The sequence below is a fragment of the Sphingomonas natans genome (assembly GCF_030546695.1).
GTDB lineage: Bacteria > Pseudomonadota > Alphaproteobacteria > Sphingomonadales > Sphingomonadaceae > Sphingomonas_I > Sphingomonas_I natans.
Map to the genome: position 1 here is coordinate 333517 of NZ_JAUOTP010000005.1, position 12133 is coordinate 345649.

General features: G+C 60.9%; 7 protein-coding genes. 5 read left to right on the plus strand and 2 right to left on the minus strand.

The genetic code is table 11. The annotated features are described in order from the left end of the window. Positions 1-527 precede the first annotated feature (527 nt). The 5 genes from Q4F19_RS13245 (at position 528) to drt3b (ending at position 6579) form a co-directional block, all read left to right on the plus strand. Complete coding sequence (locus Q4F19_RS13245) at positions 528-851, plus strand: hypothetical protein (protein ID WP_303543287.1); 324 nt, start codon at positions 528-530, stop codon at positions 849-851. Between the two features lie 226 nt (positions 852-1077). Next, positions 1078-1767: a hypothetical protein gene (locus Q4F19_RS13250; protein ID WP_303543289.1), complete on the plus strand. Its 690-nt coding sequence runs from the start codon at positions 1078-1080 to the stop codon at positions 1765-1767. A 6-nt stretch (positions 1768-1773) separates the two neighbouring features. Continuing rightward, a complete protein-coding gene (locus Q4F19_RS13255; RefSeq protein WP_303543291.1) occupies positions 1774-3057 on the plus strand; it encodes a DUF5677 domain-containing protein in 1284 nt (427 codons plus the stop codon). A gap of 110 nt (positions 3058-3167) precedes the next feature. Continuing rightward, positions 3168-4514, plus strand: a complete 1347-nt coding sequence (gene drt3a, locus Q4F19_RS13260) for an antiviral reverse transcriptase Drt3a (protein WP_303543292.1) — start codon at positions 3168-3170, stop codon at positions 4512-4514. Then, the gene (gene drt3b / locus Q4F19_RS13265; RefSeq protein WP_303543294.1) at positions 4507-6579 is read left to right on the plus strand and encodes an antiviral reverse transcriptase Drt3b; all 2073 of its coding nucleotides are present in this window, start codon (positions 4507-4509) and stop codon (positions 6577-6579) included. The genes drt3a and drt3b overlap by 8 nt, the downstream gene beginning before the upstream one ends. A 187-nt stretch (positions 6580-6766) precedes the next feature. Here the strand turns inward: drt3b and Q4F19_RS13270 are convergent, their stop codons facing one another. Both Q4F19_RS13270 and Q4F19_RS13275 read right to left on the minus strand, forming a co-directional pair. Further along, on the minus strand, positions 6767-10489 hold the full coding sequence (locus Q4F19_RS13270; protein ID WP_303543296.1) for a hypothetical protein: 3723 nt from the start codon (positions 10487-10489) through the stop codon (positions 6767-6769). A gap of 491 nt (positions 10490-10980) precedes the next feature. Continuing rightward, entirely contained in the window at positions 10981-11907 is a 927-nt protein-coding gene (locus tag Q4F19_RS13275) for a carbon-nitrogen hydrolase family protein (RefSeq protein ID WP_303543298.1), read from the minus strand. Positions 11908-12133: the final 226 nt, after the last annotated feature.

The following is a 12133-nucleotide window of genomic DNA, read 5'->3' on the forward strand; positions in this document are numbered from 1 at the left end:
CCAAGATCGACAGGATCTGTATCGTTGTCGCGAGGATCTCGTCTTGGGACGAATATATGTAACGGCCGTTCGGATCCGCGGCCTGTTCCAGGACGGAGCGAATGAAGGCCGAAAAAGGCACCTGTGCCGCGGCGGCACGCTTATGAAGCCGATCGTGCAACTGAGGATCGAGACGGACGCTTATGCGCACTGGTCCGAAGCTCCGGATGAGACCCGGCCAGACCATCTCGAAGCGCTTAAAGATTAACCTTCGCGACGATCCTGCTCAAGCGGGTTGCCAAGCTTCTTTTCAAATTGGGAACGATATCGCGCGCTAGGCGCACAAAATCTAACGGTATCCGTAAGCGCGCTCACGCCTGATTTTGGTGGAGAGCCGCCCGGCCGCTTTTGGAATGCGCGCCGACGCCACGGTCCCGCGAAAAGAGGGTCGTAGGCGAGCTCGTCTCGAGCCTCTGGACGAGCTTCCCGCCATCGTGTTGAGGCGGTGGTTTACCCCAGCGGTTGGGCTGGGCGGCGGAGACGAAGCGGTGGCGAAGGCGACAACGAAACGGCCATCACGCGGCAGCCGTGGGGAACCAGCCGGCATCTTCGTCTGGATGCTTTGGCTGATCGTGATTGCGTTGCTGGCCGTGATCGCTCGGTACGCCTTCATTGCCGCCCAGCCTGATCGGGCCGGTTATACCCTATTCGGTCGGGAAGGTTCGTTGGAGCCGGCTGGCAAGCCGAACGTGAATGGGGACAAGGGAACGAGCGTGGACAAGGCCATGCGTAAGCCGAAGAAGGACTATTCCGAGACCGATCGGGCCAAGCTCGACGAACTGGTTGACGCGGCATCGCCGTCAAAGCGGTAGCGCCCCTTCCGTCGCCCTATGGCAAGATGATGGTAAGCGGTCCGGCCGCTTTTGGGTCCCGAAAGGAGGTAAGCGGACGCTCGTTAACCTGGATCAGGACGGCAGCTACGCGCCCCATTCGAGCCGTTCGACTTTCTCGCCTTCGATCCTGAAAGCGGACAATCGTTCATGCCTGATTACGATATAGGCTGCGGGCGAACGGCGTCTCGGTTATCATTTGCTCGCGATGATGAATACCTATTGTGCCCAGCCGTCCGGTTGCTTCTTTTGGGGCTTGTGGTGCGTGCTCTACGAATTCCAGACACTGATTACCGGGCTGATCGCGATCGGTGTAGCGGTCGCTGCAGCGGTGCCCGTCTGGCGGCAACTGCGTGACAGCAATCTCCAGACGCGGATTTCACACCGTGAGACGCTGGCGAACCTCCTTCGAGCCGCTTTGCGACGATATAAGCGCGTCGATGACGCCATTGCTGACCCTTTGCGTCGCGCAAACGAGGCGACCAGCGATCCGATTGGCGAAGACACGGCGATCGACGCTGAGGCGGCCTTCTATCTCGAATCCGAATTCAACCATCTGCTCGACTGGTACCTCGTCGTTCTGATGGGGACCGAGCACGCAGACATCGAGGGTAAGAAGCATGCTCTAAAGATCGCTCTCGACGCGCTAGTGACGACGCTCGGCACCGCGCACTGGGCCGATCATAACGATCAGCACGACGAAGATCGCGACGTGTCCGACGAGGATTGGGCGAAGGTGCTTGCTGAATGTGCCCAAGCCAAGATCGATGCAGCGTCCAAGGTCAAGGACGTGCAGCGGGCATATCGCAACCTTACGACTGCTCAGCAAACCTGGGTCCAGTCGCTGCGCACGCGCATCGCGCGGCTCGACCTCACCATCGCAGCCGCCGGCGAGTAAGCCGACATGGGCGTGCTACAGGATGCTGTCGATAAGACGATCGCAGATATCCCGCGCTTGGGGATCGAGAAGATCATCGCGGACAAACTAAAAGCTGCCGGTGCGGACGACCCCGCTCTCGCTAAACGCATAGCCGCCGCGATCATAGATGGGGCCGGCGATCACATCGAGTTCGCGTGCGACCAGCAGTTAGATATCGTCATCAACGACGAGGATATTAAGCGCGTTACGCGTGCCGCCGAATTGTTCGCCGAAGGGCTGCCCGATTTCATCAGGACGATGACCGAAGATATGGCGGGCAAGCTCGCCGATGGCTTCGTCGAGCAATGGAAAGGTCTCGCCCCAAGCGATGATGGAGCCGCGACACGCGCCAAGATCGCGGCTGACTGGAGCGAACCGCTTGATCGACTGCGCATGTTGGTCGCTCTCTGCGAGCAAGAAGGCGACACGTTCAACATCGCCCATCTATCCGGCAAATCGGGACAGGGCCAACTTCGCGCCGAAGCGCTGGCACGGCTGCACATTCGCGCCTGCCGTATCGCCAAGGAGATCATCCTCCTGCTCGAGAACGGCTTTGCAGAGGGCGCGCAAGCGCGATGGCGAACACTCCATGAAGTGGCGGTCACGGCGACACTGATTGCCGAAGGCGGCGACGCCTTGACGGAGCGCTATTTCGATCATGAGGCGGTGGAACGTAAACGCGCGCTCGACGATCATCGCCGCGCCGCCGCGATATCTGGCGAACCTGGGGCGTCGCAGCGCCAGTCGGCGGGGATCGAGAAGGCTTATGGCGCGGCGATCAAGAAGCACGGCAAGTCATTCAACAACATGTACGGCTGGGCGAGTGGCCAGCTGGGCATCCCGAAAGAACCTAAATTCCATGATTTGCAGGAAGCGGCGGGCAGTCTGGCGCTAAAACTACGCTACCGGCTTGCTTCGTTCGATACGCATGCGAGCTCGGGGGCACTTGAGCAGCCGGTGCATCGTTGGGATCCGACAACGCACATCCCCGGCGCCTTCGCCGCCGGATTCGAGGAACCCGGCTCCGATACAGCACAGGCTATCGTTCAGGTCACTGGCCTGCTGCGTGCCGAACCGTGGGATGTCGACAACATCGCGCTGGGCCTTGCAATGATCAGGCTACGAAACGACACCGCCAATGCTTGGCATGAGGTTGCGCGACGCATCGCTAGGCGCGAGCAGCGAGCGCTTGACCGCGCCATGCGCAGGCCCGGACCGAATCGGCGGTTCGGTTACGTCAAAGCGAAGCCTGGATCGCGGCGCATCTGATGCCGGGATATCACTTAGGGCAATTCAGGACGCCTCGAAGTGCGATTAGAATCGCCTTGAGCATTATCGTGGATGACAACGGGCGATAGAGACGGGATGACTAGCCAGTAATGCTCGATCAAATGTTCACTGCGGAGAATTTCCGCCGCATCTACGACACCGAGAACCGCAAAGGGCTCGACTTGGCGAGCCGTTATTTTCCGACGCTCGAACCGCTCACCCTCGCTGTTCGCGACAAGGTGCAGGGCATTCGAGATCATCGCGGACTCGAAGCAACGATGACCGCCGACCTTTTCGCGGCGACGCTGGCGACGTTGAAATCCGAACTCGCCGCCCTGAAAGCTGAAAAGTCGGCGGCTGTCGATGACCTGATGGATGAAATCAGCCAGAAGGTTCTCAAGCCGAGCTTCAAGATCGCGCTGTCACAGAAGACCGGGCCAAAGGGCAAGCCTGTGTTCTGCATCGACGCAGAGCCGGAAACCTTCTTTGTCATCAAGCAGCTTCAGCGGAACATCCACCGCATATACGGGGTCAAACAGGCAAATCGGCACGACCTCGTGTGCCAGCTTCGCGATATGCTCGGCAGCAGTTTTCCATTCGAGTTGGTTCGCACCGATATCCAGTCATTTTACGAGAGCATCGACCGCAAGCGGCTGGTCGAGAAGCTGGACCGCGACCAGCTTCTTAGTCCGGCCTCGAAAAAGTACATCAAGCAGGTGCTAGACTCCTATGGCACGATATCCGGCGCCGCGACTGGCATCCCGCGCGGTGTCGGGATCAGCGCCTATCTGGCCGAACTGTATTTGCGCCCGGTCGATAAGGCGATCAGGGCGATCCCAGGCCTGGTTCTTTATTGCCGGTTCGTCGATGACATTGTCGCCGTGTTTGCGCGCCCGCCCGCTGGCAAGAACCTTGGATCGTTCAAGGATTTGATCATCGCGATTTTCGGCGAAAATGCGCTCAATCATAACCCTGACAAAACTCACGAATTCGCACTGGCCGACAGCGCGCCGAAGAAGTTCGAGTATCTCGGCTATCGCTTTCACCTGAAGCCGGGAGCCTTCGAAATCAGCCCGAGCGCGGCGAAGGTAGTAAAATACCGCGCGCGGATGAATGCCGCTTTCACGGAATACTGGCGTGAGAAACCGGTCAATCCGAAGGGCGCTTTCCGCAAGCTCGTCGGTCGCATCAAATTCCTGACCGGCAACACCCGGCTTTCTAACAGCAAGTCGCGGGCGGCGACCGGCATATACTTCAACAACTCGATCGCGACGGATCTGTCGAGCCTCGCAATCCTCGACAAAAGGCTCAAAACCCGCATCACGAAGCTGAAGCGGACTAGCCTGCAAAAGCAGTTGAAGAAGCTCAAATTTACCACGGGCTTCGAGCAGCGCCGGTATCATAATTTCAGTACGCGAGAGTTGCAGATGATCGTGAGGGCCTGGAAACATGGCTAAGCGGCGCGTCTCGCTCACCCACAGGAAACAGCGGTCTGTCCTGACGGACATGCTGCCGTTTGAGGTGCCGCCTACATTTTCGAACCGGGGCTTCTATCGTTTCCTACGGGACAACAGCGTCGAGATCGAAAAGAGGCAGTTACGCTGGATATGCGAAACGGACGCGCTCGACCGGACGATGCGGCTCTTATTCGGAATTGACCCCGCAGCCGTGATCGCGACTGTGGTCGTGATCGAATGGGGCAAGCAGAAAACCCGCCGGTCGGTGGCTCTCAAAGAATGCCAGATGGCGACCATCCCGTTCAATTTCCGTGTCGCGCACAATCTGGACGGCCGCACCTTGAGCGTCGTCCATCCGCGCAATCAGGTCGAGGTGGCGAGCTTCTATGCCACGCACAGCGCGCTGATCATCTATCACACGTCGGTCAGCGAATTTTCGATCCGCCGCCCGGTGTCGGTGTCGCGCTATGCCTACTTCAAGGACAAGCTCCATGAAGAGCGGTTGGATTCCGTGGCCGGACTGGAGGAGGAAGATCGAGAGTACGAGCAGCTCGGCTCTTATTTCGTGTACCGGAAATACAGAAACATCCATCGCTTCTTCGAATCCTACAAATATCATCGCAGTGAAAAAAAGTACGATGCGATGGTGCAGATCGATGTCAGCAAGTGCTTCGACAGCATCTACACCCACTCACTACCCTGGGCCGTGCTTGGTAAGGATCAGACCAAGTTCAGCCTTGATGAGTCGAAGGCCACGTTCGGTGGACGCTTTGACGCCCTCATGCAGAACCTGAATCACAAAGAGACCAACGGCATTGTCATCGGCCCTGAGTTTTCGCGGATTTTCGCCGAGATCATTCTGCAGTCGGTTGATGCCGAGCTGATCAAGCAGTTGGCCGAAGGTCCCAAGCTGACCCACAAGGTCGACTACGAGATTTTCAGGTACGTCGATGACTTCTTCGTTTTCTACAACGAGGAGTCGACCCAGCATAAGATTTTCGAGACGCTCCAGGAGATTCTCAAAGGCAAGAAGCTCAGCATCAACACGGCCAAGATCAAGCACTACCAGAAGCCGATCATCACCGAGATCACGATCGCCAAGGAGCGCATTTCGGCACTTCTGAATGCCGAGATCGATCCGGTTTGCGAGGAGGAGCCGCTGGCCGATTCCACCAAGCTGCCCAAGCAGAAGCTGGTATGCGCGATCAACGCGAATCGCCTGATCATCCGGTATAAGGCTGCGATCAAGGAGGCAGGCGTCACATATGGCGACCTCCTAAATTACACCTTTGCCATCATCGAGAACAAGATCGAGAAGCTCTTCAAGGCGTATGTCGCGAGCGACAAGACAGACCGCGACCGCAAGCGGCTGTCCAATGCCCTGCTGGCGGTCATGGAATTTGCCTTTTTCGCCTATTCGGCCAGCCCGAAGGTCAATCACACCATCCGGCTTTGCCGGATGGTCGCGACGTCCGTGGATTTCCTGCACGCGCAGGGACTGCCCCACGAGCAGAAGCACTTGCTGTTTAAGTACGTCCACGACAACGTGATACAGCAGCTCGAAAAGAACACGATGAGCGCGCATCGCGAGGTCGAGAGTCTCTATCTGCTGATTTCGCTCTCGGAGATTGGTCGGGAATACTGGCTGCCGGTCTCCGTCTTGCTCCGGCACTTCCTGATCGAGGAGGAAGAGGGCACGGGCAACTATATTCGCCCGACCGGCTTCATGAACCATTTCTCCGTCACGGTTCTGCTGTCCTACATAAAGGACAAAGTCAGGTATACGAAGCTGAAGGCTTTCCTGAAGTCGCATATCATCGCGAAGCTCGAATACATGAAGGCCCATTGCCCGAATGACGCCGAGACGCTGATCATGCTCCTCGATCTCGTCGTCTGCCCCTACATCAGCGCCCCCACCAAGGATGCCATCGGCGACATTTTCAAGCTGGATGCGTCGGCTCTGGCATCCGTTCAGGCCGCTAACGATCGCTGGTTTACCGCTTGGGGTGACAAATTCGATCTCGGGAAGGAACTGGACGCGAAGCGCAGTCGTGAGGTATATTGATGCCGGCGCTCCGCTTTGCCCGTTAATGGCTGTAGGCAGCTCACACACAAGCGCCTTCTCTTCCCCTATATCAATTGGGGGTTGGGTAATTGGACGGTAGGAGCGGGCCGTCCCACCCCACTGCGGTCGCGAACGACAGTCAGGGGTATCGATCGATGCCGCAGGCGGCGGCTTTAGCCCAGCACCGCTAGAACCAAGTAACTTGGTCCAAATCAGACAGCATAACAACGCGCGCATCCTCGTTGTCGTCAGTCCGCATCGCCTCCATCGGTTGCGGCGCGTTCACGACGAGCAGGCCGGCGACAACTGGCGTTTGGGTGAGCTTGAGGCGCCGCGCGAGATCTGCGGCATGGGCACGGGCATAGGCGACCCGTCGTAGGTGGCGCAGCATCTTATCTGGCTTGCCTGCGACCATGCGGCCTTCATAGTCGGTCAGCCGGCGCGCGGTCTCGCCGATGGTGCGGCACAGCTTCAGGTCCTTTGCCTCGACGATCCAGGCGCGGCTGCCATCTGGCGAGAGCGCCAGCACGTCGAAATCTCCAAGCTCGGCGACATCGGGCGTATTCTTGTGATTGAAGCACCAAGCGGGCTTGGCTGCGGCATAGGCTGTCAGGCCAAGCCCGCGGAGCCGTTCAGCGACGGTATCGTTGAATTCGTTGCCCTCGATCCGGCCGCGTTCGCCGACATAGCTGCGCATTCTCGACGAGGTCCAGAAATCGCCCTGCAGAATGCCGGTGATGGCGCCTTGGAGATTGTGGAGGATGCAACGCTCGACCAAGCCCGGCGCCACCGTCAGCAAGGGATCGGGTTCGGCGTCGAGCGCGAGCAAGGGACGCCCGATCGGCGAGAAGCGGCGGTCGAGCTTGCCCAGGTCGAAGTCGCGCGCAGTTGCGCCGGATGGCACATCGTCCCAGCTGTTCCGGTGCGGCAGGATGAGGCGATCGAGCAGTTGCGCGATCGTCTCCGGCGCCTGGCCGGTCGCGATGGCGAGCTGTCCCGCCAGTTCGGAGCGGGGTAGGGTCACTATGCCGGAGCCGCGCTCCACCGCCAGGTCACAGCACGTCTGCGCCAGGCCAACGAAACCGTCCAGCGGCACGCCATATTCGGCCAGCACCGCTGCCTGGAGTGCGGGATCGGTACCGGCCGAAGGAGGGGCGGCCTCGTCGACGTCGCCATTAACCATGCGCCGGCCATAGTCACGATCGGCCCGGTCGCGCTGCGCTTCATGGACGACCCGAACGGTGCGGCGGATCGTATTTTCCTCGAAACCGTGATCGCGCATGATGATGCCGGTCGGGCTGATCCGCAGCACCGGTTCGAGCCGTCCAGCCTCGATCGCGGGGATCATGTCGATAGTCTCGAAATAGAGCAATGCGTGCGCCTGGAGTTCCGAAAGGTCCATCGTGCCGACGGCGAGCCCTTTCAGCGCGGGGCATTCGGCCTGGGCGAGCTCGGCGACGATCGTCGATGCGCGAAGGGCGACGTTGAGCCCAGCGTGCCGCTCGAAACTCACTCGGCGATCGCTGCCATCGCCGTGGATGGCGCGGAGCGCCCGCGCGGACATACCCCAATGGCGTTCGTCGGCCTGGGCAGCCTGCACAGCGCCGAGCGCCGCTGTGACCAGCGTCTCCCGGCGGAAACGGCGAACACCCGCACGCAGCGACGCAAGCAGCAGCCCGGCCTGTTCGTCGAGAAAGGCGCGGCATGCCGCCTTGCCGGAAATGACCGGCCCCTCATCGCGCTCGCGGGTCGCCCAGCCGATTCCGGTCCGCACCAGCGCCGAAACCGACTCGGGGATCGGCTCGAATTGCTGCACCAGGCCATAGGCCTTCAGCGCTTCGATGACCCGGTTGACGGTTATGGCATGACGCCAGCGGGCGTCATTGCTTCCAAGGATCCCACGGACCTCGACGATCCCGTCGCTGGAGCCCGGCACGCCGGCATGCGCGCGGACCACGTCGAGGACCGCAGCCGCCAGCGCGGCCTCAGCATAGTTATCGGGGCGCTGCAGCCCGATTTGCCAATGGGGTCCAAGCGTGATCCGCGCTCTTCCCTTGCTGTCGTCCCAGGTGACGCGCACGGAGGCGGCTATCACATCGTCCGCGAGCGGGCTTCGCACGGCATTGCCTTCAGCGGGCCACTGCACGATTAGGCCGATCGCGATTGGTTGTGTATCCGGCGCTATGCGCGACATCAATGCCGCCGGCAGCACGCGCCCCGCCCATTCGAGCATTGCCTTGAACGTCTCGAAGGCGTCGCCGTGCCGGGCGTCGTCGGGATCCTGTTCCAGCTCGAACCAGACCGGATACCAGTCGTCGATGACGACCGCCGAGGCAATCCGGCCAAGCTGCACCGCCGTATAGGAGGCGTAGATGGGCTGGCGTTCCTCAAACAAAGTGCGCGGGCTCATCCGCATCACAGTGGCGTGGACGCCGCCCGGCCGGAGCAGCGAGCGCCGGTCCCAGGCGAGATAGGCCTCGCGGCGCGCCTGCAGCATCAGATTGCTATCGTAGGAAACCCGGATCGGCGGCCTGGCTTCGATTTCCTCGACCGGGATGAAAGCGTGGTCGGTGTTTCGCCAGAGCTGGAAGCGGTTGAGGAAGCCGTTATCGGCCGCAAATTCGAAGCCCATTCCCCGGACGACGTGAAATTGCAGGTCCATCCAAGCTAGGTCCTTGGCGGTCGCATCGTCGCAGGCACCGAGCAGCAGGCCGTCGTGTGGCGAGAGCGCAATGACCTGCCAGCCGGGCAAGGCGGGTAGATCGAGCTCTAGGTTCAATCCCGAACCCCATCCTGCAAGGAAGAGGAAGGTCACGCCCTGCCGGAAACCGGGCTGGGACACGGCGTGATGGTGCGCCGCCACGATCGCATCGGCGATTGCCGTGCCGAAGGCGGGGTCGACGTCGGTTGCGAAGGTGAAGGCGTCCTTGGGGAATGCCCCGAAATCCTCGATCACGAAGAGCGCATGGACGTAGCGGCCGAGCGACAATTCCGAGATGCTCTCGCGTGCGAAGCCGTTTGCCAGCGGTTGCACCGGTCCCTCTCCCCGGACCAGCCCGCCTTGGCCGACGAGCGTGGACTGCGCGGCGAGCAGGTTCACGCGCAGCCGCTTGTTCATACCGCCGGTGATCGCGGTGTCGATTAACAGGGCGCGGACCGCGGTCGATAGATTGCCCGGCGCCGCCACGACCACGCCTTCCTCGACAAGCAGCAGCGGCCGGAATTCGAGCATCGATGCTCCCGGCTCCTGTTCGCGAAGACCGGACCAGTTGGCCGGGTCGAGCACGAACGGCGTGAGCAGCCCGGCGTCGATCCCGAGATCGGCGAGGTCGTGCCAGGTGAACACCACGCGCCGAGACAGTGCTTCGAGGGACTCTCGGTCGGGCGCCTTGACCCGGCCTTTTGGCGTGCCGCCGCCTATCGTGAAGCGTGGGAGGCCGGCACGCCGGACCAGCGCGTCGGACAGCGCGAGCAGGGCGTAGGCATGATTGAGCGCCTGTCCCCTTGGTTCGCCTTCCGGCAGCATCGAGAAGGCGCCCAGCACCGTCTCGGTGCAAAAGCCGGCCTTCTCCCAGGCGCCGGTGAAGATCAGGAATGCGCCCCGCTGGGTACAGACCGGTTCAACCAGGACGTCCTCGATTGGATCCTCGAGCAGCGGAATTCGGGAAGCGGCGAGCCCAGCGTTCAGCAGGCGGTTCAGGTCAGCAAGGCTTGGACGACGGGTGCCGCGACAGCAGGCGAGCGCGAGACGGGTCAGCCATTCGAAGCGGATCGCATTGGCCTGGAACGCCGGATCGGTCTGAAGCCCGGCGATGGCGATAACGAGTTGGAGCTGATCGAAGCCGGCGAGGGAATTCTCCAATGCGTCGTCGAGCGCGAGCGCGTCGGCAGGCGTCGTCGGCGGCGCCATTGCCCTCAATAATGCTTCAAAATCTATCTGATCTTCTTCATTTTCGTTCACCGCGAGATTCTAAGGTTTAGGAAGGCATCTGGCGAGTGGCGCGGTACAATATATGACAGCCTGCTTTCGGAGGATGTTCGTCGAGTGAGTGCGTCCCAACGGGTCTTCATAGACACCGTCGTACGCTGAAAGGCAGCTTTCTTCAGTCGTCGCTGAAAACCTGCCAGTCGGCAATCGGCCCAGTTCAAGACAAAGAGGAGCACCTGAACCAACGTCCGGTTTCGGGGAGCGCGGTGGCGGGTCTGAATGTCCGCCTTTGGGTCATTCATGTCAGCTCGCGGGTGGCTGTTGTGCGGGCACAGTCAGTCGGCCACAACCTCAACGCATGCGGGGGAAGTCGCGCATCTAAGGTCGCGATTTACATAGCAGCGCAGGCTCCAGTCCAATGGAAGCGCCGATTAATAGCCCTTTCGTGAACGATCTTTAGTCCCGGCGTCGAGCTATTCGTTGATGAACGTGGTGCCGTTTCGCGATCGCTCATCGATCTGCAGGCTGAAGATATCGGGCCGCGAATAGTGTCCCGTGACGTCGAGGTCGTAGCGCGCACGAATGAGATCCTCGGTATCGATTTCCGCCGCCAGCAGCCCGGTTTCGCGTTCCAGCGGACCTGCGAGCACGTCGCCCAGCGGTCCGACGATCATGCTGCCCCCGCCGATCAGCGGCCGGCCCGCGTCCCAATGCTCTACATCCCGGCCAAGTTCGGCGGGCGACGGTTGGACCTGGCAGCAGCTGATGACGAAACAGCGGCCTTCATGCGCGATATGGCGCATCGAGCTGCGCCATATGTCGCGCTCGTCGACCGTCGGCGCGCACCAGATCTCGACGCCCTTGGCGTACATGGCGGTCCGGAACAGCGGCATATGATTTTCCCAGCAGATCGCAGTTCCCAGCTTGCCAGCGGCGCTCTGCACGACCGGCATGGTGGATCCGTCGCCCTGGGACCAGATGAGCCGCTCGGTTCCGGTTGGCATCAACTTGCGATGCTTGGCCACCACCCCGCCCTCAGGCTCGATGAAGACCGCCGTACAGAAGAGCGATGATCCCGCCCGTTCGATCACGCCAACCACCAAAGTGGCGCCGGTTCGGCTGCTGAGTGCGGCGAGCGCTTCCAGCTCTGGTCCGTCGAGGTCGACGGCATTATCAAAATAATACGCAAAGGCGTCGCGCCCTTCGGGGAGCCGAAAGCCGAGCCGGGTCCCGAAGCTTTCGCCCTTCGGGTAGCCGCCCAGAACCGCCTCCGGGAGGACCACGAGGCGAGCACCCGATGCCACAATGGCATCCTCGAAGCCGAGGATATTGTGGAGGGTTGCGGCTTTGCCCGCATAGTCGGATCCGATCTGGAGGGCGGCGACGATAACCTTGCTCATGCTCCGTCATTAGGGCCGCCGCGACCGTCATGGAATATAGGCGAACGCTCGAAATCTAGGGCGGACCAACGACAAAGAGCGGCTTGGAGGCCCTCCAGGTGGTGGAAGTGGCGGCGGTGGGCTTAGCCGACCATGTCGGCAACGATGCGCTGCAGCTCCGAGCGTGACAACGTCGACTTGGGGTAGCGAGATGCCAGATCGGCCGATGGGCCGGAGGGGTGCGAAA

Bases quoted from the DNA above. Each gene is read 5' to 3' on its own strand.
- drt3b (WP_303543294.1), top strand. From the start codon at position 4,507: ATGGCTAAGCGGCGCGTCTCGCTCACCCACAGGAAACAGCGGTCTGTC.
- Q4F19_RS13270 (WP_303543296.1), bottom strand. From the start codon at position 10,489: ATGGCGCCGCCGACGACGCCTGCCGACGCGCTCGCGCTCGACGACGCA.
- Q4F19_RS13250 (WP_303543289.1), top strand. From the start codon at position 1,078: ATGATGAATACCTATTGTGCCCAGCCGTCCGGTTGCTTCTTTTGGGGC.
- Q4F19_RS13255 (WP_303543291.1), top strand. From the start codon at position 1,774: ATGGGCGTGCTACAGGATGCTGTCGATAAGACGATCGCAGATATCCCG.
- Q4F19_RS13275 (WP_303543298.1), bottom strand. From the start codon at position 11,907: ATGAGCAAGGTTATCGTCGCCGCCCTCCAGATCGGATCCGACTATGCG.
- drt3a (WP_303543292.1), top strand. From the start codon at position 3,168: ATGCTCGATCAAATGTTCACTGCGGAGAATTTCCGCCGCATCTACGAC.